The 23,597-nt window shown below is 71.6% G+C and carries 18 protein-coding genes; 10 read left to right on the forward strand and 8 right to left on the reverse strand.

Going from position 1 to position 23,597, the window contains the following annotated elements; translation table 11 throughout:
• Positions 1–164 precede the first annotated feature (164 nt).
• Positions 165–443, forward strand: a complete 279-nt coding sequence (locus OG352_RS18765; protein WP_329218327.1) for a DUF397 domain-containing protein — start codon at positions 165–167, stop codon at positions 441–443.
• On the opposite strand, the gene OG352_RS18770 is transcribed toward OG352_RS18765, so the two are convergent.
• Entirely contained in the window at positions 427–828 is a 402-nt protein-coding gene (locus tag OG352_RS18770) for a Zn-ribbon domain-containing OB-fold protein (RefSeq protein ID WP_329218328.1), read from the reverse strand. The two genes, OG352_RS18765 and OG352_RS18770, sit on opposite strands and share 17 nt — an antisense overlap.
• Before the next feature lie 394 nt (positions 829–1,222).
• Between OG352_RS18770 and OG352_RS18775 the strand changes: the two genes are divergently transcribed.
• The 6 genes from OG352_RS18775 (at position 1,223) to OG352_RS18800 (ending at position 8,897) form a co-directional block, all read left to right on the forward strand.
• A complete protein-coding gene (locus OG352_RS18775; protein WP_329218329.1) occupies positions 1,223–2,449 on the forward strand; it encodes a flavin-containing monooxygenase in 1,227 nt (408 codons plus the stop codon).
• A gap of 186 nt (positions 2,450–2,635) precedes the next feature.
• On the forward strand, positions 2,636–2,926 hold the full coding sequence (locus tag OG352_RS18780; protein ID WP_329218330.1) for a hypothetical protein: 291 nt from the start codon (positions 2,636–2,638) through the stop codon (positions 2,924–2,926).
• A gap of 166 nt (positions 2,927–3,092) precedes the next feature.
• Positions 3,093–4,616, forward strand: a complete 1,524-nt coding sequence (locus OG352_RS18785) for a flavin monoamine oxidase family protein (protein WP_443072298.1) — start codon at positions 3,093–3,095, stop codon at positions 4,614–4,616.
• A 432-nt stretch (positions 4,617–5,048) separates the two neighbouring features.
• Complete coding sequence (locus tag OG352_RS18790; RefSeq protein WP_329218331.1) at positions 5,049–7,283, forward strand: acetate--CoA ligase family protein; 2,235 nt, start codon at positions 5,049–5,051, stop codon at positions 7,281–7,283.
• Positions 7,284–7,318: 35 nt separating this feature from the next.
• On the forward strand, positions 7,319–8,110 hold the full coding sequence (locus OG352_RS18795) for an enoyl-CoA hydratase/isomerase family protein (RefSeq protein WP_329218332.1): 792 nt from the start codon (positions 7,319–7,321) through the stop codon (positions 8,108–8,110).
• A gap of 184 nt (positions 8,111–8,294) precedes the next feature.
• Positions 8,295–8,897: a flavin reductase family protein gene (locus OG352_RS18800; protein WP_329218333.1), complete on the forward strand. Its 603-nt coding sequence runs from the start codon at positions 8,295–8,297 to the stop codon at positions 8,895–8,897.
• A 41-nt stretch (positions 8,898–8,938) separates the two neighbouring features.
• On the opposite strand, the gene OG352_RS18805 is transcribed toward OG352_RS18800, so the two are convergent.
• Positions 8,939–10,303 carry a multicopper oxidase family protein gene (locus OG352_RS18805; RefSeq protein ID WP_329218335.1) on the reverse strand — a complete coding sequence of 455 codons (1,365 nt, stop codon included), beginning with the start codon at positions 10,301–10,303 and terminating at the stop codon, positions 8,939–8,941.
• Between the two features lie 371 nt (positions 10,304–10,674).
• Positions 10,675–12,054 (reverse strand): MFS transporter, encoded by a 1,380-nt coding sequence (locus OG352_RS18810; protein WP_329218337.1) that lies wholly within the window; start codon positions 12,052–12,054, stop codon positions 10,675–10,677.
• A 72-nt stretch (positions 12,055–12,126) separates the two neighbouring features.
• Here OG352_RS18810 and OG352_RS18815 point away from each other — a divergent pair, with 72 nt between their 5' ends.
• Positions 12,127–13,200 (forward strand): GlxA family transcriptional regulator, encoded by a 1,074-nt coding sequence (locus tag OG352_RS18815; protein WP_329218339.1) that lies wholly within the window; start codon positions 12,127–12,129, stop codon positions 13,198–13,200.
• A gap of 590 nt (positions 13,201–13,790) precedes the next feature.
• On the opposite strand, the gene OG352_RS18820 is transcribed toward OG352_RS18815, so the two are convergent.
• Complete coding sequence (locus tag OG352_RS18820; RefSeq protein ID WP_329218340.1) at positions 13,791–14,201, reverse strand: hypothetical protein; 411 nt, start codon at positions 14,199–14,201, stop codon at positions 13,791–13,793.
• Positions 14,202–14,851: 650 nt separating this feature from the next.
• Between OG352_RS18820 and OG352_RS18825 the strand changes: the two genes are divergently transcribed.
• Together OG352_RS18825 and OG352_RS18830 are read left to right on the forward strand one after the other, a co-directional pair.
• A complete protein-coding gene (locus OG352_RS18825) occupies positions 14,852–15,796 on the forward strand; it encodes a helix-turn-helix domain-containing protein (protein WP_329218342.1) in 945 nt (314 codons plus the stop codon).
• The gene (locus OG352_RS18830) at positions 15,793–16,638 is read left to right on the forward strand and encodes a helix-turn-helix domain-containing protein (RefSeq protein WP_329218344.1); all 846 of its coding nucleotides are present in this window, start codon (positions 15,793–15,795) and stop codon (positions 16,636–16,638) included. The genes OG352_RS18825 and OG352_RS18830 overlap by 4 nt, the downstream gene beginning before the upstream one ends.
• Positions 16,639–17,145: 507 nt before the next feature.
• Here OG352_RS18830 and OG352_RS18835 read toward each other — a convergent pair.
• The 4 genes from OG352_RS18835 to OG352_RS18850 form a co-directional block, all read right to left on the reverse strand.
• On the reverse strand, positions 17,146–20,130 hold the full coding sequence (locus OG352_RS18835) for a SpoIIE family protein phosphatase (protein WP_443072299.1): 2,985 nt from the start codon (positions 20,128–20,130) through the stop codon (positions 17,146–17,148).
• 154 nt (positions 20,131–20,284) lie between these two features.
• Positions 20,285–21,334, reverse strand: a complete 1,050-nt coding sequence (locus OG352_RS18840; RefSeq protein WP_329218347.1) for a Zn-dependent alcohol dehydrogenase — start codon at positions 21,332–21,334, stop codon at positions 20,285–20,287.
• On the reverse strand, positions 21,334–22,488 hold the full coding sequence (locus OG352_RS18845) for an acyl-CoA dehydrogenase family protein (RefSeq protein WP_329218349.1): 1,155 nt from the start codon (positions 22,486–22,488) through the stop codon (positions 21,334–21,336). Before OG352_RS18845 ends, OG352_RS18840 begins: the two co-directional genes overlap by 1 nt.
• A 132-nt stretch (positions 22,489–22,620) precedes the next feature.
• Complete coding sequence (locus tag OG352_RS18850; RefSeq protein ID WP_329218351.1) at positions 22,621–23,532, reverse strand: SDR family oxidoreductase; 912 nt, start codon at positions 23,530–23,532, stop codon at positions 22,621–22,623.
• Positions 23,533–23,597 lie beyond the last annotated feature (65 nt).

Here is a 23,597-nt window from a genome sequence, read left to right on the forward strand (position 1 = left end):
CAGGAGCGCATGACGCCCTCACTCCGGAAAGCCGGAGAGTGCCAGGAGGAGTTCGGCGATGCCCGAGGAATCGGTCTCGCGTACGGTGTCCGCCGTCGGCCCGGGGACCGGCTTCGGCCGCTGCGTGCCAGTGCTGTTTCCCCACCACTGCCAGGAGGGACCCCATGCCGCTCCCACTCACGGGCTGGCACAAGAGCAGGTACAGCACCGACTTCGAAGACGCGTGCGTGGAAGCCTGCGCAGACGGCCCGGGCCGCGGTGTGCACATCCGCGACTCCAAGGACCGCGGCCTTCGCCCGCTCACCGTCTCCAGCTCGGCATGGCGCGCATTCCTCGGATCGGGACGCTTCACAACTCCGGGAAATCGCACGCTTCGTGCTCGCGGACATGAGGGACTGATGAGGGACTACAGAAGCGAATCAGGACTCAGGCCGTCGGCCTGAACACCGGCACGCCCTCCCGGAACGCGACCTCCAACTCCAGCCCCGCCCGCAGCCCCTGCCCTACGGCCTCCCCCTCCCCCACCACCTCCGTGGACATGCGCGGCCCCTCCGCCAGATCGACCACCGCCGCGACGTACGGCGTCCGGTGCCCGAAGGGCGGCAGGTCGTTGCGGTGGACGACGGACCAGGTGTAGAGGGTGGCCCGGCCGCTCGCGTCCTCCCAGGTCACGTCCTCGCTCCAGCAGCGCGGACAGAACTCCCGGGGGTAGTGGTGGACCCGCCCGCACGCCCCGCAGCGCCGGATCAGCAGCCGCCCCTCGGCTGCCGCGTCCCAGTACGTACGGGTGAAGGCGTCGACCTCGGGAACGTCGAAACGAGCGTCCATGAATCTGACGATACGTCAGACGATCGAGGTCGGGAAGGGCACAGGAAGGGCCCGGACACCGTCGGCGCATCCACGGGCCGCCGGGTCCCAGTTCCACAAACGTGACACCCCCGGCAGGAAGTGTCACATTCGCGGCCGACAGCACCCGGGCCCCCGGCACGGACTCACCATGGCCCGGATCGCCCAGGCGGGATTCGCCGACAGCATCAGGGCCCAGGAAGGGGCCGGGCGAGGGCCCGGGAAGACCGCACCCTTGCCACCTCCCCCGTCCGACCACAACCAAGCGGCCTACGTCACAAGCTCCCCCCATCCCTCCCCCACACGTGATCGATCCGCAACCAATTCCCCTCTTGACCGAGACCCATCAACCGCCCGCGTAATTAGGCTCGCGCTCATGGAAGACTCCGCACCGCGCCCGGCCCCCCAGGCGATCACCACCGCGAACCCCGCCGACCGCCCCGTCTACGTCATCGGCGGCGGCCCCGGCGGACTCGCCGCCGCGTACGCGCTGCGTGCTCAGGGCGTACGCGCCGTCGTCGTGGAGAAGGGCGACGGGGTCGGCGCGTCCTGGCGGCGTCACTACGACCGGCTGCATCTGCACACCACCCGCCGCCTCTCCGCCCTGCCGGGGCTGAAGATGCCGCGCAGGTTCGGGCGGTGGGTGGGCCGCGACGACGTGGTGCGGTACCTGGAGAAGTACGCCGAGGTGCACGAGCTGGAGATCGTCACCGGCGTCGAGGTCACGCGGGTCGAGCGCACCCCGGACGGCGCCGGCTGGCTGCTGCGCGCCACCGGCGGGCGCGAGCTGGTCGGCTCGGCGGTCGTCGTCGCCACCGGCTACAACCACACCCCGCACCTGCCCGACTGGCCCGGCCGCGAGACGTTCACCGGTGACCTCACGCACGCGTCCGGCTACCGCAGCGGCAGGGACTACGCCGGCCGGGACGTCCTCGTCGTCGGCGTCGGCAACACCGGCGCCGAGATCGCCGTCGACCTGGTGGAGAGCGGTGCGGCGCGGGTACGGCTGTCCGTGCGCACCGCCCCGCACATCGTGCGCCGCTCGACGGCCGGCTGGGCCGCGCAGTACACCGCCGTCCTCGTACGACGGCTGCCGGTGCGCCTCGTCGACCGGCTCGCGCGGCCGATGGCCAGGCTCAGCGTGCCGGACCTGGCGGCGCACGGCCTGCCCCGCCCCGACACCGGCCTCTACTCCCGCGTCAAGGACGGCGCCATCCCGGTACAGGACGTCGGCCTGATCGACGCCGTCCGCAAGGGCGAGGTGGAGATCGTGGCCGCCGTGGAGGGATTCACGGAGAGTCCCGAAGACAGCGTCGCGGACGGGGTCGAGAACGGCGCCACGGTCGTACTCGCCGACGGCACCCGGATCTCGCCGGACGCCGTCGTCGCCGCCACCGGATACGTCCGCGCGCTGGAGGGCCTGGTCGGTCACCTCGGCGTGCTCGACGACCGCGGCAGACCCGTGGCGCACGGCGCCCACCCCCCGAAGGACACCCCCGGCCTGTACTTCACCGGCTTCACCACCCCCATCAGCGGCACGCTCCGCGAGCTGGCGATCGACGCGGAGCGGATCGCGAAGGCCGTACGCCGCCAACTCCGTTAGATGTGGCTCTCCCTCAGGGACCGCCCTCAGGGACCGGCTGAGCCGGGAGCTGAACTGCTCTCGGCTGCCGCACGCAGTTCGTCCACTCCGGCGCTGTCCGTGGCCTTGACGGACCCCGAGAGGCGATAGGTGTGACGTCCGTGGCCCTGCGGCGAGGCCGCCCGGAACCTTGCTAGTGTGCGAGACGTGACAGCCGATGAACGTGAAGTACCGGGCGTGGACAGCGAGTTGGGGGCATCGCCCGAGCACTGGTGGTCGGGGATCGGCGGTCCCGTCGGCGGTGGTCTGCTGGTTCTCGCGGGCATCGGACTCCTGCTGTGGGCGTTTCTGGGCCGGTCGGGCTCGGACGTCCCGTTGATCTACCAGGCCTCGAAGATCGTGGCGGTCGGCCTGGTGGTCGCCGGCACCACGCTGGCCGCCCGCCGACGCGCCTCCGCACGGCGTCCCGACGCGGAGACGGAGTCCGCGGCTCCGTAAGGCCGGAAGCCTGCAACTCCCTTTGCACTTCCCTCAGTTACCCGTGTGCCAGATGTGACGAGAGCGTTGCCCCACACCCTCGCGCGGACCCAGAATGTGAGCCCTGTTCACCTTTTAGGTCCGGCTCCACCCACCTCTCGCACTCGAAGCTCGTCGGAGGACGCACGTGGCACGTGAAAGACAGTTCGCTCCCGGCATGTCCCGCCGCTCCCTGCTCGGCCGCACCGCAGCCGTGGCCGCCGGTGCCACCGCCCTGACGGCGACCGCCACGGCCTCCGCGACCGCGGCCACCACGGCGACCGCGGCCACCACCCGGGACGTCGACGTCGCGATCGTCGGCGGCGGACTCGCCGGCCTCACCGCCGCCCGCGACCTGGTCGCCGCCGGGAAGACGGTCGTCGTCCTGGAGGCCCGCGACCGTGTGGGCGGCCGGGTCGTCAACCTCGCCCTCCCGGGCGGCGGGGTCACCGAGGGCGGCGGCGAGTTCATCGGCCCCACCCAGGACCGCGTCAAGGCGCTCGCCGACTCCCTCGGCGTCGCCACCTTCGCCACCTACAACACCGGCAAGAACCTGCTCTACAAGGACGGCAAGAAGACCCCGTACGCCACCGACGGCGTCCTCGGCTCGGTCCCGCCGATCGACGTGGCCGGGCTCGCCAACGCCGCGATCGTGCAGGCGACGCTGGACGACATGGCCAAGCAGGTGCCGGTCGACGCGCCCTGGACCGCCGCCAAGGCCGACGAGTGGGACCGCCAGACCTTCGAGAGCTGGCTGCGCGCCAACGCCGTCGTCCCGTCGGCGAAGTTCCTCATGGACGTGGCCTGCACCTCGATCTTCTCGGCCGAACCCCGGGAACTCTCCCTCCTGTTCGTCCTCTTCTACATCGCCGCCGCCGGCAACGAGTCGACCCCCGGCACCCTGGAACGCCTCACCGAGACCGCGAACGGCGCCCAGGAACAACGCTTCGTCGGCGGCTCCCAGCAGGTCCCGATCAAGCTCGCCGCCACCCTCGGCGACCGGGTGGTCCTCAACGCCCCGGTGCGTACGATCACCCGCTCCGCCGGCACGTACGTCGTCACGGCCGACGGCGTCACCGTCACCGCCAAGCGGGTCGTCGTCGCCGTACCCCCGCCGCTCGCCGCCCGCATCACGTACGCCCCCCTCCTGCCCGCCGCCCGCGACCAGCTCACCCAGCGGCTGCCGATGGCCTCGGTCGGCAAGGCGATCGCGATCTACGACACCCCCTTCTGGCGTGCCGCCGGACTCAACGGCCAGGTCGTCAGCGACACCGGAGTGGTCAGCTCCACCTTCGACAACTCCCCGCCCGACGCCTCCTACGGCGCCCTGATGGGCTTCATCGAGGCCGACGAGGCGCGGGAGTGGGACGCGGCGAGCGAGGCCGAGGTCAAGGCGGCCGTACTGAAGGACTACGTGACGTACTTCGGCGAGAAGGCCGCCGCCCCCACGGCCTTCGTCCTGCAACGCTGGAACAACGAGGCCTACACGCGCGGCGGCCCCGTCTCCATCGCCGCCCCCGGCGTCCTGACCCAGTACGGCCCGTCCCTGCGCGAACCCGTCGGCGGCATCCACTGGGCCGGCACGGAGACCTCCACCCACTGGATGGGCTTCATGGACGGAGCCGTCCGCTCGGGCGAGCGGGTGGCGAAGGAGGTACTGGCGGCGCTGTAGGCCCGTGCGAAGGCCGCGCGAAGGGCCGTCGCCGCCGGTCAGCCCCCGGATGGCTCCGCCGGTCAGCCCCCGGCGGGCTCCGGGGCCTGTCCCGGTCTCGGGCAGGTCCCGGCCGTCCCAGTGACGTCCCCTCCCCCCCTGGGTACCAGTTCTGAAAAGGTGACACTTCGTACCGGGAGTGTCACCTTCGTGGAACTGGTACCCAGGGGGGGGACCCGGCCGCCGGGCACCCAGGGGACTCGCCGCCGCGTACCCAGGGGGACCCGCCCGCCCGCCCGGGGGTAGCCGGACGCCCTCGGATTCGCCCACGGCCCATCCACTCCATCCTTCTGCTGCACACCCATTCCTGACACACCGTCAGGAATGTAACCTGACAGAGCGTCAGTTACTTGGTGGTCACACAAGGACGTCACACAGGAGCGGGGCGGACCGATGCTTGGATCAACCCACGGCACCCTCACCACCGACTCCCGCCGGGCCCGGGTCATCGCGTGCGGCGAGCAGCCCGGGCCCGCCGTGCACGGCCGGCCGGCCGCGGCGGACGACCTCGACGTCAGCGGCCGGCCGCTCTACGCGGACGTCCCCGACCTGGACCGGTTCTTCCGGCCCGAGTCGGTCGCGGTCGTCGGCGCCTCGGACACCGAAGGCCGCCCGAACACCGGCGTCACCCGGCAACTGGTGGGCTGGGCCGAGCGGGTGGGGGCGCGGCTGCATCCCGTGCACCCCACCCGCGAGACCGTCTTCGGCCTGCCCTGCTTCCCGTCCGTCGCCGAACTCCCCGAGCAGGTCGATCTGGCGGTGCTGCTGGTCGCCGACCCGCTGCCGGTGATCGAGCAACTCGCCGAGACGAAGGTGAAGTTCGCGGTCGTCTTCGCCTCCGGGTTCGCCGAGACGGGCGAGGCGGGCGCCGCCGCACAGGAGCGCCTCGCGGCTGCGGTCGCCCGGACGGGCCGGTCCGGTGTACGACTGCTCGGCCCCAACACCAACCTCAACGCCTTCGAGCACTTCCGGGACGACCTCCCCGGCCCGGCGATCGCCCTCATCACCCAGTCCGGCCACCAGGGGCGTCCCGTCTTCGCCCTCCAGGAGCTCGGCATCCGCCTCTCCCACTGGGCGCCCACCGGCAACGAGGCCGACCTCGAGACCGCCGACTTCCTCTCCTACTTCGCCGAGCGCCCCGAGGTCGGCGCGATCGCCTGCTACGTGGAGGGCCTCAAGGACGGCCGGTCCTTCCTCCTCGCCGCCGACCGGGCCGCCCGGCGCGGAGTGCCGGTCGTCGCGGTGAAGGTGGGCCGCACCGAGACCGGCGCCCGCACCGCCGCCTCCCATACCGGCAAGCTGACCGGCGCGGACGAGGTCGTCGACGCGGCGATGCGCCAGTACGGCGTGATCCGCGTCGACGGACTGGACGAACTCCAGGACACCGCGGCCCTGTTGGCGCGGGCCCGCCCCCCGCAGGCCGACGGCGTCGTCGTCTACTCGATCTCGGGCGGCACCGGCGCCCACGCGGCCGACCTGGCGACGGCGGCGGGCCTGCGCCTGCCGCCCCTGTCGCCCGCCAAGCAGGCGGAGCTGCACCAGTGGATCCCCGAGTACCTGAACGTGGCGAACCCGGTCGACAACGGCGGTCACCCGGTGGGGGACTGGCGCGGCCGGAAGATCATCGACGCGATCCTCGACGACCCGGCGGTCGGCGTCCTGATCTGCCCGATCACCGGCCCGTTCCCGCCGCTCAGCGACCGCCTGGTGCAGGACCTGGTGGACGCGGCGGAGCAGACGGACAAGCTGGTGTGCGTGATCTGGGGCTCGCCGGTGGGCACCGAACCGGCCTACCGCGACGTGCTGTTGGGCTCCTCCCGGGTGGCGACCTTCCGCACCCTCGCCAACTGCGTCACGGCCGTCCGCGCCCACCTCGACCACCACCGCTTCGTCAGCGACTACCACTCCCCCTTCGACCAGGCCCCGCGCACCCCGTCCCCCTCCTTCCGCAAGGCGCAGCTCCTGATCCGCCCCGGCCAGCAGCTCAGCGAACACGCGGCGAAGCAGCTGCTACGGGCGTACGGCATCCGGGTCCCGCGCGAGCAGTTGGTGACGAGCGCGGCGGCGGCCGTACGGGCGGCGGGCCTGGTCGGCTACCCGGTGGTGATGAAGGCGTCCGGCGCGCGGATCGCCCACAAGACCGAGCTGGGCCTGGTGAAGATCGGCCTGACCTCGGCCAGCCAAGTCCGCGACGCCTACCGTGAGTTGACCGACATCGCCCGGTACGAGGGCGTGGACCTGGACGGCGTCCTGGTGTGCCAGATGGTCGAGCGGGGCGTGGAGATGGTCGTCGGCGTCACCCACGACGACCTGTTCGGCCCGACGGTGACGGTCGGGCTGGGCGGGGTGCTGGTGGAGGTCCTGCACGACGCCGCCGTCCGCGTACCGCCGTTCGGCGAGGACCAGGCCCGCGACATGCTGGCCGAACTGCGCGGCCGGCCCCTGCTGGACGGCGTCCGAGGCCGCCCCCCGGCCGACCTGGACGCCCTCGTCGAGGTCGTCCTGCGCGTCCAGCGCATGGCCCTGGAACTCGGCGACGACCTCGCCGAGCTCGACATCAACCCCCTGGTCGTACTGCCCTGGGGACAGGGGGCGGTGGCGTTGGACGCGCTGGCGGTGTGCCGGTGAGGATCCCTTCGGAGGCGTCAGAACGGAGCTCGACCGTGCCCGAGCGCTGGATAGGGACGACGACCGACCACCAGGTCACCCACCTCACCCTCAACCGCCCCGAGTCCCTCAACGCCCTCACCCCCGACATGCGGGACCACCTGATCGACCTCCTCGCGGAGGCCTCGGCCGACCCGGACGTCCGGGCGGTGGTCCTCACCGGAACCGGCCGCGGCTTCTGCGCGGGAGCGGACCTGCGGGGCGGCTCCTCGGGCGGCGAACGGGTCGCCGGCGACGTGACCCGCACCCTTCGCCTCGGCGCGCAGCGCCTGGTCTCCGCCGTCCTCGACTGCGAGAAACCGGTCGTCGCCGCGGTGAACGGCACCGCGGCCGGCCTCGGCGCCCATCTCGCGTTCGCCTGCGACCTGGTCCTGGCCGCCGAATCGGCCCGCTTCATCGAGGTGTTCGTCCGCCGGGGCCTGGTCCCGGACGGCGGCGGCGCCTACCTCCTCCCCCGCCTGATCGGCCCCCACCGCGCCAAGGAGCTGATGTTCTTCGGCGACGCGCTCACGGCCCCGGACGCGGAACGCCTCGGCCTGGTCAACCGGGTCGTCCCGGACGGGGAGTTGGAGAAGAAGGCCCGCGAATGGTCGACCCGCCTGGCCAACGCCCCCACCCGCGCCCTGGCCCTGACCAAGCACCTCGTCAACACCTCCCTCGACACCGACCGCGCGACCGCCTTCGCCGCCGAGGCCGCCGCACAGGAGATCAACATGACGACGGCGGACGCGCGAGAGGGAGTGGCCGGCTTCACGGAACGACGCGAACCGAAGTTCAGGGGCCGCTGACGCCTACGCGGCGACAGCCGCACTCACCTCGGGTTCCGCCCACTTCAGGCCCGTCTTCGTGCGTGCGTTCCCCCAAGTCGCCCCCGCAGCGCATGCAAGGGCACACCAAGGCACCCCCCGCACCCCCGTGACCGCCGCACTCCCCTTCCCATCTGACACCCCGTCAGCTTCAATGGAAGGCGTGATGGGACATGCGGGAATGGCGGCGGCGGCCGTCCGTTACCTCAAGGTGGGCCGCCCGGTCGAGGCACTGCCACGGCCCGAGTTGCGGTGCGTCCGGGAGGACGAACGGGCACCGGTCGACCCGGACGAGTTCCGGCGCGTGCTGGGCGACTTCGCGTCGGGCGTGACGATCGTGACGGCACCCGGCGTCGAGGGCGGTGAGGCCGACGCGGCCGGGCCCGCGGGCTTCGCCTGCCAGTCCTTCTCCTCCCTCTCCCTCGATCCGCCCCTGGTCGCCTTCATGGTCGGCCGCACGTCCACGACCTGGCCGCGCATCGCCCGCGCGGGCGTCTTCTGCGTCAACGTGCTGAGTGCCGGCCAGGGCCCGTTGTGCCGGGCCTTCGCGCGGAGCGGCACGGACAAGTTCGCGGGCGTCGAGCACGACGCCGCCCCGGTATCGGGCGCCCCCCGCCTCACCGGCACCCTCGCCTGGATCGACTGCACGATCCACGCGGTCCACACGGGCGGCGACCACCTCATCGTCGTGGGCCGGGTGAACGCCCTGGGGAGGGGCGACGCCACGGCCGAGCAACCGCTGCTGTTCCACAAGGGGCGGTTCATCTGAGGGAGTTCCTCCGACCGGCCCCGCTCACCGCTGAGCACCACTCAGCGCACGTACTCGACGATCTGCATCATGCCTTCGTCGCCGTGCTGGAGCTGGTGGCAGTGCAGCATGGAGCGGCCGGTGAAGTGCTCGGCGCGCAGCCGGAAGGTGATCGTGCCCTGGGGCGGGATGGCGACGGTGTCGTGCCAGACGGGCGTGGCCAGGCGGCGGTTGTCGACGGCGGTGAGAAGGAAGTGGTTGGTGTGCAGGTGGAAGGGGTGATGGCTGTGGCTGCGGGAGTCGTTGCCGACGGTCCACTCCTCGACCTCACCCAGGCGGATGCGCTGGTTGACGTAGTCGGGTGCGAAGCGGCCCCAGGCGAGATCGCGTCGGCCGGCCCGGCTGTCGGCGGGCGGCGTCTCGCCGTCGCCCAGGATGCGGTAGGCGTTCGGGAAGGCGCCCGGGAAGACGTTCTCGTCGCTGCGGAAGGTCAGCGCACGGGTACGGGTGGGCGCGGGCAGGCCGGTGGGCAGGCCGGGCAGGCTTTCCGGCAGTGACATCGAGCGGGCGGCGCCGGTGACGACGAGCGTCAGCAGGGGCCCAGAGGCGCCGCCGCCGGTCAGCCGGTAGGTACCGGGCCTGCCGCCACGGATCAGCAGGTCGGTTCGTCCGCCCATCGGCAGCGTCACTCCGGTGACGGCGGCGGGTTTCATGAACGTGATGCCGTCGCAGGCGATCTGGTGCATCTCGTGCCCGCCCAGGCTCAGGAAGTGAGCGCTGATCGGCCCCGCGTTGACCACCCGCCAGCGCTGGACCTCCCCCGGGGCGATGGTCAGCACGGGGTTCTTCGCGCCGTTGACCAGGAAGGCCGAGGGGAGGCCCTCATAGGTGCCGTGCGAGGTCAGGTCCGGCACCCGCCCGGCGGACAGCTTGAGTTCGTTGATGCAGACGACGATGTCCTTGGCGGCGGCGATCTCGGGCACCTCGTCGATGTCGCCCTCGACGATGATCACGCCCCCCATACCGCCCACCAACTGGGTCGACGTGGATCCGTGATGGTGCGGGTGGTACCAGAACGTACCGGCCGGATGATCGTCCGGGACGGCGATGCTGCTGCGGTAGGTCGTGGTCTCGCCCTGCGTGTCGGCGGGCTCGAAGGCACGGAAGACGTTGTCCGCGTCGCCGGTGGGGTCCACGTGCATGCCGTGGGTGTGCAGGTTGAAGGTGTTGAAGTGGTGCGGGATGTTGATGTCCTGGTGCATCCCGGTGTTCGGCGGCAACGCGTTGACGTGCGTGATCTCAAGGGTGTCCCCCGGACGCACCCGCAACGTCGGTCCCGGGATCGACCCTTCGTAGGTCCGCGTGGCCACACTGCCGACCCCGGCGACCACCCGCTCGGTGAACTCGACGGTCAACCGGGTGTCCAACCGCCCCGCCCCCTTGGACGGCGGCGTCCTACGGATCTCCGGCTGCGGAAAGACGGGACCGGCCCCCTCCCGCGCCACCGCGTGCGACGCGGTAGCTGGCGACGCAGCCGCGTGAGACGTGGTCGCACCCCCGGTCACGACCGCCCCGGCGACGACCGGCAGGCACTTCAGCACGCCACGACGAGCCAAGGGTGATGTCACGAATCGCCTCCACGAACAGCCGACGGCAACAGACTTCAACGGACGCACAGAGCAACGAAACGGGCGCCGCACAGCACCGCACAGCGCAGCACCCGTCACGCAATGTATCCATACAATACGCAAAGTGGTCACAAGTGGGCGGTTCGACGCGTGCGCCGATCGGGACGGGATCAGGCCGCCGCCAGTCGCACCACATCCCCCGTCCCCGCCCCCGTCCCCGTCCCCGTCCCCGCCCCCGTCGACCTCCGCCGAATGACCAACGCCATCAGCGCCGCCGCGGCACACAGCGCCCCCGACGCGCACCAGACCACGTCGTACGAGCCGAACGTGTCCCGCGCCACCCCGCCCAGGAAGGCGACCAGGGCCGCACCGACCTGGTGGGAGGCGAGGACCCAGCCGAAGACGATCGCACTGTCCTCCCCGTAGTGCTCGCGGCACAAGGCCAGGGTGGGCGGGACGGTGGCGACCCAGTCGAGGCCGTAGAAGACGATGAAGAAGATCATCGGCGGGTGGACGGAAGGGGCCAGCAGCATCGGCAGGAACAGCAGCGAGACGCCGCGCAGCGCGTAGTACACCGCCAGCAGGCGGCGCGGCTCGAAGCGGTCCGTGAACCAGCCGGAGGCGATCGTGCCGACGACGTCGAAGATGCCGATCACCGCGAGGAGCGAGGCCGCTGCCGTGACCGGCATGCCGTGGTCGTGGGCGGCCGGCACGAAGTGGGTCTGGACCAGGCCGTTCGTCGAGGCGCCGCAGATCGCGAAGGTGCCGGCGAGCAGCCAGAACGGACCCGTGCGGACCGCCGAGAAGAGCACCCGCAGCGTGCGGCGGGCGGCGCCCTGCACCGGGGCCGGCTTCGGCACGAACTCCGTTGCGCCGTAAGGCTTCTGGCCGACGTCCGCCGGGTGGTCGCGCAGCAGCAGCCACACGAAGGGGACGACGGCGAGCGCGGCCAGCGCGACCGTCACGGCCGCCGGACGCCAGTCGTAGCGCGTGATCATCCACGACAGCAGCGGCAGGAAGATCAACTGGCCGGAGGCGGAGGCCGCCGTCAGGATGCCGCTGACCAGGCCACGGCGTTCGGTGAACCAGCGGTTGGTGACCGTCGCCGCGAAGGCCAGCGCCATCGATCCCGAGCCGAGACCCACCAACAGGCCCCAGTACAGGAGCAGTTGCCAGGCCTGCGTCATCCACACCGTCAGGAGCGAGCCGGCCGAGATCACGGTCAGGGCGACGGCGACCACCCGCCGGATGCCGAAGCGGTCCATCAGCGCCGCCGCGAACGGCGCGGTGAGCCCGTACAGCGCCAGGTTGATCGAGACCGCGAGCGCGATCGTGCCGCGCGACCAGCCAAAGTCCTGGTGCAGCGGATCGATGAGCAGCCCGGGAAGCGAGCGGAAGGCCGCCGCACCGATGATCGTGACGAACGTGACGGCGGCGACGAACCAGGCCCGATGGATCCGCACGCGAGGGTTGCGGACGCGAGGGAAGCGGCCACGTTTGGGGGGCTTCTGATCCTCTTTGGCTGCGGGAGCCTCGCTTGTCTGGGTCACGCCATAGAGCATCCAATGTCCGCCTCCTCCCCAACGAGTGGCCTGAAGGACAGCATTCGCTAGGATCGGGCCATGCGCCGCCATCATGGCCACCACCAGAACCACCATCAGGGCCGCCCCGACTTCCGCCCCCACCGCGTCGTCGTCCTCGCCCTCGACGGCCTGCTCCCCTTCGAGCTGGGCATCCCGCACCGCATCTTCGGCCGCCCCAAGGACGCCGAGGGACGGCACCTGTACGAGGTCGTCACCTGTTCCGTGCGGCCACCGGGCCCCGTCGAGACCGACGCCGACTTCGCGATCATGGTCGAGCACGGCCCGGAGACCCTCGCCACCGCCGACACCGTCGTCGTCCCCGCCTCGTACGAGCTCGGCCCGGTCTTCGAGGAGGGCGTGCTCACCGACGACCTCGCCGCCGCCCTCGCCCACCTGCGGCCCGGCACCCGCCTCGCCTCCATCTGCACCGGCGTGTACGTCCTGGCCGCCGCCGGCCTCCTCGACGGCCGCCCCGCCACCACCCACTGGGCCGACGCCGACCGCCTCCAGCGGCTCTTCCCGAAGATCGACGTCGACCGGGACGTCCTGTTCGTCGACGACGGCGACGTCCTCACCTCGGCCGGTGTCGCCGCCGGGATCGACCTGTGCCTGCACATCGTGCGCCGCGACCACGGCACCGCCGTCGCCAACGACATCGCCCGCCGCACCGTCGTACCGCCGCACCGCGACGGCGGCCAGGCGCAGTACATCGAGCGCCCCGTGCCCGACCCGGAGCAGGCCGGCACCACCACCGCCCGCACGTGGGCGCTGGGCCGCCTGCACGAGCCGATCCAGCTGCGCGACATGGCCGGACAGGAAGCCATGTCCGTACGGACCTTCACGCGCCGCTTCCGCGAGGAGGTCGGGATCAGCCCCGGCCAGTGGCTCACCCAGCAGCGCGTCGAGCGGGCCCGGCACCTGCTGGAGACCACCGGCCTGTCCGTCGACCAGATCGCCCGGGACGCCGGTTTCGGCACCGCCCAGTCGATGCGCCAGCACCTACAGGCGGCCCTCGGAGTCACCCCGACCGCGTATCGCCGCACCTTCCGAACCGGAAGCCACGCAAGCAGCGGAAGCAGCGGCACGCTGGGCGCCCTGCACGGAACGGACTGAACGGGCGTATGAAACGACGGTAGGCGCTGCCACTGGCACCGCCCCAGAATTCTCCAGAGCCTGTGGACAACCCACTTACCATGGACCTGTCCACCACTTCTTTCGAAGCGCACCGCCCAGACGAGGATGGCTGCACCGTCCACCGATCCTTACCTTCCCTGTCATGGGTCGGATCGGGTGCGCAGGCAGCCTCGGTCCGAACCCTACGGTTCGGACCGGGACACCCACGCTGACACACCAGGCGCAAAGGTGTTCTCGGAGCGGGCCGACATTCATCCAGCCCGGTATTACAGACTGCAAAGGGGGTCTTCGAAGGTGAGCGGTGCACCTCTTCGACGCGCCGCGGACCCAGAGGGCTTCCCCGTGGAAATGTGACACTTCTGCGCCGGAGTGTCACATTCGCGCGCCACGTCCACCCGCCCCCGGACGCTCGCGCGCGCCGCTCAACTTCGAAGACCACGAAAGATGGGCCCGCCCGGCGTGATGCCGAGCGAGCCCATCCCAGGCAGACGCGGAACCGCGTTGCTGCGAAGTACCTACGGTGACGGGGTTCCTACAGTGACGGGGTTCGGGTGGTGCGTGCGTCAGCCCTACAGCTCCACGCAGCTGTCGCCGTTTCCGACGTGGCAAATGTACAGTCGGACATCGGCCACATCCTTGCCGTTGCCTGAGGACGCAATCTTGTGGAACTTGCCGTCGTTGGTCCAGGCGACACCGTTCCACTTCGAGTACTTGGTGTAGAGGCTCTCGCTCCGCTCGTCGGTCGAACAGCGGTCGACGACCGTCATGTCCCAGTCGGTCTTGAAGGCCTGCTTGTTGTTGTACTTGACGGTCTCGTACCAGTGGTAGGTGCCGGATGCCTTACCGCAACCGTCTCGCGTCTCGGCCGAGAAGGTTCCGCCCGAGGCGTGGGCGGCACCGGTGAACGCGACCAGCAGGCCGACAGCGGTGACGGCCGTGGCCAGTATCCGCCGCGTGCCCTTGAAAATGTCATTTCGCATGGTGGGAACCCTTTTCTTCAGTAGGTGTTGAGGGGGCTGGGCACGAGTTTGTGGGCCGTTGCCGGGTTGAGGTGCACATCCCGGGGTTGACGACTGCCCGCTTGTCTGGGGCGTCCGTTCGCTGTGCGACTGGACACCTGCCGAGCTGAGCCTCCGGGTTGCGTGTCGCGCTCTCAGCAGGCCTGTGCAGCGCGACTGGGATCGAGAACACGCTCTCCGACGACTGGACATGGATGGATTTGGGCCAGCTTCTGGAGCCCGATTCGGCCAGTTGCTCCGCCATGGCTACAGCGGGCTGTCCAGGTTCTGACGTCGCAAGGGCGGTGCGCTTTCGTGCGTTCATGAATCGACCTCCGCCCTGTGAGGACGATGCGGGGTGGACCGCGCCGTCTGGCTGCACCACAGAGATTGCTGGTCAATCCGGATCTGGGCCAGAGAGGCCGGCCCCGTTGGGACACCGTGGGACGTCCCACGCGTTGACCTGCTGGGATGTCCGGCGTGATGCGGCATCGCTGGGACGCCCGCCCTCGTGGGCCATGACTGAAGACACGGGTGTGGAGCTTCGGCCTGGCCCTGGAGCCCGCGCGAGGTGTACTAACAGGGCAAGGGGCGAGAGCCCTGGGGGGTTCTGATGCGTATTGGGGTGGAGCGTGTCACGTTGGAAAGAACTGCCGGATTCCCTGGACCAGAGAGTCCGGCAACTCGTGGTGCAGTTGCGGAGGTTGAAGGACCGCAGCGGGCTGAGCCTGGACGTGCTCGCGGTCAAGACCGGATACAGCCGCTCGTCGTGGGATCGCTACCTCAACGGGAAGGCGCTGCCGCCGCAGCACGCGGTGGAGGAACTGGCGCGGGTCTCAGGGGCGGATCCGGTCCGGCTGCTCGTGCTGCATGAGGTGGCCGAGGAAGCGTGGCCACAGCGGATCGCGTCGTCCTCGTCGGCCGGTGCGGAGGGCAGCGGCGAACAGGGGGCACGGGGCGAGGCGGCTGCCGAACGTTCTGGTGCGGCCGAGGACTCTGCGGCGTCGGCGGAGGGGCCCGGGGCCTCGGAGGAGGGGCCCACGGTGTTGGGGGCCGGGCAGCCGCCGGGGGTGCGCAGGCCCGTCGCCCTCGCTGCCATGGTGGCCGCCGCGCTCGTGGGGATGGCCGCCGGAATGCTGATCGCCGCGCCCTGGGGCGATGACGACGGCGGGGGCGACAAGGTGCAGACGGCGCTGGATGGCCCACTCCCGAGCAGCAGTACCACCAGTACCGGTGCCAGTACCGCCGGCAACAGCAACAGCACCTCTACCGAGGGGCTGGGCTGGTACGTCTTCAAGCCGGGCAAGTCGTACTCCTGCAAGGTCCGCCGGACCGGCGCGGCAGGCGGGGGGCTGTTCGCCGGATACAGCGCGACGCGCACCGCCGTCCTTGCCGGACCGGGCTGGGACGTGGTGGAGGCCCAGTGCCTGCTGCGCTATCTCCAGTTGGAGCCGGGCATCGTCGACGGGGTCTACGGGCAGCAGACCATCGCGGCCGTGATGCGTCTGCAGAAGAAGGCCGGGCTGCCGGCGGACGGCGTCGTGGGCCCGCACACCTGGCAGGCGCTGCGCGGATGACCGGCTCCGCACCGGAGTGCGTGGCACTGGCCGAGGGGCTCCGCGAAATGAGGGCGCGGACGGGCCTGAGCCTGGTGGCGCTGGCCGAGCGCACGGCGTACAGCAAGTCGTCCTGGGAGCGCTATCTCAACGGGAAGAAGCCAGTGCCCCGGCAGGCCGTCGAGGCGCTCTGCGCGATGGCGGGGGAGCCCGCCGGGCGGCTGCTCGCCCTGTGGGAACTGGCGGACGCCGAGTGGAGCGGGCGCGCCCGACACACCCGCCCCCCTGCCCAGCCCGCGCCCACGCCCCCGCCCACGCCCGCCCTGGTCCCCGCAGGTGCTGTGGGGACCAGGGCGGATGAGGGCGTCCACAGGAGGGCTCGGCGCCACGGGCTGTTCATTGCCGGTGCGGGTGTGGCCGCAGTGGCGATCTTGGCGGCGCTGTCTCTGCGGAGCCCCGGCGCCGCCGGAAGCCCGGCGAGCCTGGCGTCCCCCACGCTGGATCCCGTTCCCGGATGCCAGGGGAAGGCGTGCGACGGGAAGGATCCCAACCCGATGGCCTGCGGGTTACCCGGCCGGGTGGACTCGCTCGGTCCGCCGCACCGCACCAGCACCGGTACGAGTGTGGAGATCCGGTACAGCGAGGTGTGCGCCGCCGCGTGGGGCCGGATCTGGCATTCGAAGGTCGGGGACATGATCGAGGTCTCGGCCCCCGGCGCCCTGCCGCGTCGGGTCGTCATCAGAAACGCCGCGGATACGGGCTCCTACCGTTTCACGTCGATGATCGGCGACCCGAACCGGACCAACCTACGGCTGTGCTTCACACCGGCGGGCGTCACGGTCCGGGAGTGCTTCGACTCCTGAGAGGGCGGTATGAGACCTGATACCCGATTCTTCGTTTCGTGCGGGACAAGCGGCGGGTCGTAGCGACGTCGGTCGACTGCGGCCGAGGCTGGGTGAACAAGCCTGGCTCGGTCTCGGTCAGGATCCCGCGGTCGGCCGGCTGCTTGAGCTCGAGGCGGACGTCGTTGATGTTGTCGGGCGAGAACACCACGTCCATCGCCTCAATAACACGCAACGCGGTGACCGAGACACAACAAGGCCCCACCCCGGTCGAGTTGGGGTGGGGCACAGTTGCCGGTCAGGCGGAGTCCGGCTCTCCTGACGGGAGTTCGTCACCGGCTGGGAACCGGGCCGTACCGCCCTCCTCCCAGGTGACCACCACGGCCGACCCGCCCACGCCTTGCCAAGCGGGCGGGCGTGCCCTTCTGACGATGTTTCCGGGTCAGGCGCAGCACGCGGCGGAGCACCCTCGACAGAAGTCGATGCGTTCGCGCGAGACCAAGCCCTGCTGGGCATCCGTACGAACCGTCAGGGCAAAGGCTGTTCCGTCCAGATGATCTTGCCGTCGGCCGTGTAGCGGGTGCCCCAGCGTTCGGTGAGCTGGGCGACGAGGAAGAGGCCCCGGCCGCCCTCGTCCTCGGTGCGGGCGCGGCGCAGTCGCGGCGAGATGCTGCTGCCGTCCGAGACCTCGCAGATCAGGGCGCGGTCGCGGAGGAGGCGGAGGTGGACGGGGCCGGTGGCGTGGCGGATGGCGTTGGTGACCAGTTCGCTGGCCACGAGTTCGGTGGTGTAGGCCAGTTCGTCGAGGCCCCAGGCGGCGAGCTGGTCGATGACCGCCGCGCGGGCCCGGGAGACGAACGCCGGGTCGCGGGGCACGGGCCACTCGGCGACCTGGTCGGGCCCCAACGCGCGCGTACGGGCGACCAGCAGGGCCACGTCGTCGTTCGGCCGGGCGGGGAGCAGGGCGTCGAGGACCGCCTCGCAGGTGTCCTCCGGCGCCCGGTCGACGCAGGCCAGGACGGTGCGGAGCCGGTCCATGCCGACGTCGATGTCCCGGAGCCGGTCCTCGATCAACCCGTCGGTGTAGAGCACCAGTTGGCTGCCCTCGGCCAGTTCCAGCTCGACGGTCTCGAAGGGCATCCCGCCGAGCCCGAGCGGCGGCCCCGGCGGCAGGTCGACGAAGTCCACCGTGCCGTCGGGACCGACGACCGCCGGAACCGGGTGCCCGGCGCGGGTCAGGGTGCAGCGCCGGGTCACCGGGTCGTAGACGGCGTACAGACAGGTCGCGCCGACGATCCCCGAGTCCTGGTGGGTGTTCTCCACGGCCCAGCCCTCGCCCCGGTCCAGCCGTCCGACCAGGTCGTCTAGGTGGGTGAGGAGTTCGTCGGGCGCGAGGTCGAGCGCGCAGAAGTTGTGTACGGCGGTACGCAGCCGTCCCATGGTGGCGGCGGCGTGCAGACCATGACCGACGACGTCCCCCACCACCAGCGCCACCCGCGCGCCGGACAGCGGGATGACGTCGAACCAGTCCCCGCCCACCCCGGCCTGCGCGGGCAGATAGCGGTAGGCGACCTCGACGGCGTTCTGCTCGGACCGCCCGCGCGGGAGCAGGCTGCGCTGGAGGGCGAGCGCGGTGTTGCGTTCGCGTGTGTAGCGGCGGGCGTTGTCGATGCAGATCGCCGCACGTCCGGCCAGTTCCTGGGCGAGCGACAGGTCGTCGTCCTCGAAGGGCGCGGGCTGCTCGGAGCGGTAGAAGACGGCGACGCCGAGGATCGCGCCCCGGGCCCGCAGCGGCACGGCGATCAGGGAGTGGATGCCCGCCCTGATCGCCCGCTCCCCGCGCGCGGGGTCCTGCGCGACCCAGCCGCCGTCCACGGTCAGCTCGGGTTCGAGCACGGGCTGCCTGCCCTCCAGGGCGCGGGCCTGCGGCGTCGAGGAGACGTACCGGACGGCGGCACCGACCCCGTACAGCCAGGACTCCTCGTGCACGGCCCCCAGCGCGACCCGGCGCAGCGGGGTGTCCGCGCCGAGCAGCCCCGGCTCCTCGCCGAGCAGCACGGAGTCGGGCAGGTCGACGGCGGCGAAGTCGGCGAAGCGGGGGACGGCGACCTCGGTCAGTTCCTCGGCGGTGCGGGCGACGTCCAGGGTGGTGCCGATCCGGACCCCGGCGTCGTGCAGCAGCTCCAGCCGCCTGCGGGCCAGCACGGCGAGCCGCCCGACACCGGGTTCGCCGACGAGAAGCAGCCACGCGTCGGCGTCGGCGGCAGCGTCACCGTCGGTGGACTCCGGGGGCGCGGGGGCGGTCAGCGAGGCCGGGGGCGGTGCGGGGACGGCACGGAGGACGACAGGGGGCGTCCGGGTCGGCTGCGGAGACGGCGGTGACGGCGGTGACGGCGGTGACGGCGGTGACGGCGGTGACGGCAGTGACGGTGACGGCGGCTTCGGCGTCCGCGTCGAGGAGGGCGAGGGCGCGACCGGGACGTCCACGACCGAGGCGTTCGTGACCGGGACGTCCACGACCGGCGTGACGGCAGGTCCCGTATGGCGCAGGCGCGGGCCGCCGAGAACACGGGCCTCGACGACCACACCCGTCTCACCCGCCGCTCCTCTGACCTGGCGGCGCAGCAGGGTGGCGGTCCGGCCGCCGGACAGCACCACTTCGTCGAGTGTGCGGTGCGGGGTGGCGATCAGTTCCTCGGCCTTCTCGCGCAGCACCGCCAGGTCGATCGGGCCGAGCGCGCTGCCGTCGTGGGTGGCCCGGTGGCCGGGCGGGGCCGGCAAGGGCTGGAGCCGGGACTCGGGCTGAGGCGGCCAGCCGCCGCCGTCACCGTCGTGCGCGTGCCGGTCGGCCCGCCGGTACGCGGTGAGCAGCGCCCGCTCCCGCTCCGTGGCCTGCTCCAGCAGCCGCGCCTCGACGTCCCGGACGGCTTCACGGACCAGCCGCATCATCGCGGGGTCGCCGTCGTCGCGCAGGCAGGTGAGGTCGAGGACGGCCTCGATACGGCCGCTGAGGGGGTTGCGGATGGGCGCGCCCGCGCAGGCGAACGGTTGCAGACAGTCGGCGAAGTGCTCACGGCCGGCGACGTAGACGGGGCTGCGCCCGGCGAGCGCGGTGCCGACGCCGTTCGTACCGGCGGCCCGCTCGGAGGCGTCGAACCCGGGGGCGAAGTTCACGCCGTCGAGGCGGGCGCGCAGCTTGCGGTCCCCGCCGTACCGCTCGACCATCCGGGCCTGCCCGTCGCAGAGCGCGATGGTCGTGTTCATCTCGGCGAGCGACACCGTCAGCCGCTTCAGCACCGGCTCGACAGCGTGCAGGAACCGGTGGTCCAGGGCCAGGTCCGAGGCGTACGGACTCAGCAGCCGGTCCGGCTCGACCCCTGCGTACCGGCACCGCTTCCATGAGTCGAGTACCGAGTCCCGAACATCCGAGTCGACCCGCGCACCGGCCAGAAACCGCTCGTGGGCATCGACGAGCCCACCGATGGCGTCCCAGGCGACGGACAACGGGATCACTTCCCTGCCCTGGAGGTGCCTCGGCCCGCCGCACACCGCGAATCGGCCTGCTGAGGGGCCTCCTCCAAGCGAATCCACTTTAGACCTGTTGTCACACAAATCACAGTTCGGGAAGGGCGAGGACCGGCCGGCCCAGAACGGAGGACGGGCCGGCCTAGAACGTCAGCACCGCCCGGGCCACCCGCCCCGCCTCCGCGTCCGCCGCCGCCTTCTCGAAGTCCTCGACCGGATAGGTCCGCGTGACGAGTTCGTCGAGCAGGAGCCGGCCCGCGCGGTACAGCTCGGCGTACAGGGCGACGTCCCGCTGCGGCCGCGAGGCGCCGTAACGGCAGCCCAGGATCGACTTGTCCAGGAACAGGGACGAGACGAGGAAGGACGCCTCGGCGGTCGCGGGCGGCACCCCGAGCAGCACCGCCTGGCCGTGCCGGTCGAGCAGATCGATCGCCGTACGGATCAGCTCGACCCGCCCCACGCACTCGAAGACGTGATCCGCGCCCGTCGGCAGCACCTCCCGCACCCCGTCCGTCGAGGTCAGGAAGTCGGTCGCCCCGAACCGCCGGGCCGCCGCCTCCTTCGCCGGGTTCGCGTCGACGGCCACGATCCGCAGCGCGCCCGCGATCCGCGCCCCCTGGAGCACGTTCAGCCCGATCCCGCCGGTCCCGATGACGACGACGCTCTCCCCGTACCCCACCCGCGCGCGGTTGAGCACCGCCCCGACCCCCGTCAGCACCCCGCACCCGATCAGCGCGGCGGACGTCAGCGGGATGTCCTTCGGGATCCGCACCGCCTGCACGGCCTTGACGACCGTCCGCTCGGCGAACGCGGAGTTGGCCGCGAACTGGTACACCGGGCTCCCCGCGCGCGTGAACGGCTTCCGCGGCCGTCCGATGGCCTGCCGGCACATCGTCGGCCGGCCCCGGTCGCACTCCGCGCAGGTACCGCAGTTGGCGAGCGTGGACAGCGCCACATGGTCCCCGGGTAGGACATGAGTGACCCCGGAACCGACCGCCGCCACCACCCCCGCGCCCTCATGCCCGAGGACGACGGGCACCGGGAAGGGAATCGTCCCGTCGACGACCGACAGATCGCTGTGGCACAGCCCGGCCGCCGAGACGGCGACCAGCACCTCACCGGGCCCCGGATCGCGTACGACGAGATCGTCGACGACCTCCGCCCGCTTCCCGTCGAACACCACGCCACGCATCAGACGACCCCCTTGCGCTCTCTGGGCAGGCCGAGCACGCGCTCGGCGATGATCGTGCGCTGGATCTGGTCCGAGCCGCCGTAGATCGTGTCGGCCCGCGAGAACAGGAACAGGTGCTGCGCGTCGTCGAGTTCGTACGGCGAGGACGGCGACCAGTCCACCGGCCCGACGCCCGCCGCAGCCCCCCGCACCTGCACCGCCACCTCCCCCAGCCGCTGATGCCAGCCCGCCCACAGCAGCTTGGCCACGCTCGGCGCGCCCGGCCCGCCGTTGCCCCCCAGCGTCCGCAACGCGTTCCACCGCATGGTGCGCAACTCGGCCCACAACCGCACCAGCCGCTCCCGTACGACGGGGTCGTCGGCGGCCCCCGTCTCGACGGCCGTACGCACCACCCGCCCCAACTCCGCCGCGAAGCCGATCTGCTGGGCGAGGGTCGACACCCCGCGTTCGAAGCCGAGGAGACTCATCGCGACCCGCCAGCCGTCGCCCGCCGCGCCCACGACATGCTCCACGCGCGCGTGCGCCCCCTCGAAGAAGACCTCGTTGAACTCACTGGTCCCGGTCAACTGCCGGATCGGCCGCACCTCGATCCGCCCCGGCTGGTCCATGGGCACGAGCAGAAAGCTCAGCCCACGATGCCGCATCGACTCCGGATCGGTACGAACCAGCACGAAACACCAGTCGGCCTCATGGGCGAGCGAGGTCCAGATCTTCTGCCCGGTGACCCGATACGTCCGCCCGTCCCCGGCGAGCTCGGCCCGCGTACGGATCCCGGCAAGATCAGACCCGGCCCCGGGCTCGCTGTACCCCTGACACCACAACTCCCCCCCGGCGGCGACCGGCGGCAGGAAGCGCGCCTTCTGCTCGTCCGTGCCATGCGCGAGAAGCGTGGGCGCGAGAAGGTTCTCCCCGATGTGCCCGGACCGCCCCGGCGCTCCGGACCGCGCATACTCCTCAGCCCAGGCCACCTGCTGAGTGAGAGAAGCGGCCCGATTCCCGTACCCGCCCTCCCCCCACCCGATCCCGATCCATCCGGCGGCCCCGAGGACGCGTTCCCAGGAGCGCCGGTCGCAGCTACCTGGGGCATGGGCAGCCAACCAGTCCCGAGCCTCGGCGCGAAACTCCTCATCCAGCGGACTGAACCCGAAATCCACGGTGACCTCCTAAGTCAGGGCGCCGGCACCCCACCCAGGGGCGCGGGGCTGTATCGATGTGCGGCTCCGCCGCGTGGGCGCGACCAGCCACAACGAACCCGCACCCGCCAAACCACCCGCACCCCCGCCCCCTCAGGCGTTAGGCCGACCCCCATCCGCCGCAGCCCGCCGCATCTCCTCCAACCGCTCCAACATCGGCATCGGATCCACCCCCACACTCCCCGGCAGCAGTTCCGCGATCCGCTCCGGCGACCACGCCCCCTCCGCATAAACCGAACGGAGTTCCCGCGGCTGCGCCCACACCGCGATCTTCGGCCCGGCCACCGTGTACACCTGCCCCGTCACCCCCGCATCCCGGGCGCGATCCGACAGCAGGTACACCACAAGCGCCGCCACATCCTCCGGCTCCCCGATCTCCGCCAACTCCACAGGCACCCCCGCGGACATCCGCGTCCGCGCGACCGGAGCAACCGCGTTCGCCGTCACCCCGTACCGGTGCAGGCCCAGCGCGGCGCTCCGCACGAGCGAGATGATCCCGCCCTTGGCCGCGCTGTAGTTGGCCTGCGACACCGACCCCTGATGGTTGCCGCTGGTGAAGCCGATCAACGTACCCGCGCCCTGCTTCCGCATCACCGCCGAAGCCGCCCGGAACACGGTGAACGTGCCCTTCAGATGGGTGGCGACGACCGGGTCCCACTCCTCCTCGGACATGTTGAACAGCATCCGCTCGCGCAGGATCCCGGCCACGCACACGACCCCGTCGACCCTGCCGTACGACGACAACGCCACGTCGACGAGCCGCTGACCGCCCGCCATGGTGGAGATGTCGTCCGCGACGGCGACGGCCTCGCCGCCCGCCGCCTCGATCTCCTTGACGACGGTCTCGGCGATCCCGCTCACGGGCGCGGCCCCGTCCACGCCCACGCCGTAGTCGTTGACGACGACCCGCGCGCCCTCCGCAGCCGCCGCGAGCGCCACCGCCCGTCCGATGCCACGCCCCGCGCCCGTGACGGCGACGACCTTGCCGGCCAAGAAGTTCCCCACGCCCGGCCCCTCCCACAGTTTCTGACGATCCGTTAGATTTGAGATGCGAGGACTAGATTGACCCG

It is taken from the genome of Streptomyces sp. NBC_01485 (assembly GCF_036227125.1).
GTDB lineage: Bacteria > Actinomycetota > Actinomycetes > Streptomycetales > Streptomycetaceae > Streptomyces.

What these genes read in the sequence shown, in the direction of transcription:
- OG352_RS18765 (WP_329218327.1), top strand. Translation starts at nt 165, where the DNA reads ATGCCGCTCCCACTCACGGGCTGGCACAAGAGCAGGTACAGCACCGAC.
- OG352_RS18770 (WP_329218328.1), bottom strand. Translation starts at nt 828, where the DNA reads ATGGACGCTCGTTTCGACGTTCCCGAGGTCGACGCCTTCACCCGTACG.
- OG352_RS18775 (WP_329218329.1), top strand. Translation starts at nt 1,223, where the DNA reads ATGGAAGACTCCGCACCGCGCCCGGCCCCCCAGGCGATCACCACCGCG.
- OG352_RS18790 (WP_329218331.1), top strand. Translation starts at nt 5,049, where the DNA reads ATGCTTGGATCAACCCACGGCACCCTCACCACCGACTCCCGCCGGGCC.
- OG352_RS18800 (WP_329218333.1), top strand. Translation starts at nt 8,295, where the DNA reads ATGGGACATGCGGGAATGGCGGCGGCGGCCGTCCGTTACCTCAAGGTG.
- OG352_RS18815 (WP_329218339.1), top strand. Translation starts at nt 12,127, where the DNA reads ATGCGCCGCCATCATGGCCACCACCAGAACCACCATCAGGGCCGCCCC.
- OG352_RS18820 (WP_329218340.1), bottom strand. Translation starts at nt 14,201, where the DNA reads ATGCGAAATGACATTTTCAAGGGCACGCGGCGGATACTGGCCACGGCC.
- OG352_RS18830 (WP_329218344.1), top strand. Translation starts at nt 15,793, where the DNA reads ATGACCGGCTCCGCACCGGAGTGCGTGGCACTGGCCGAGGGGCTCCGC.
- OG352_RS18840 (WP_329218347.1), bottom strand. Translation starts at nt 21,334, where the DNA reads ATGCGTGGCGTGGTGTTCGACGGGAAGCGGGCGGAGGTCGTCGACGAT.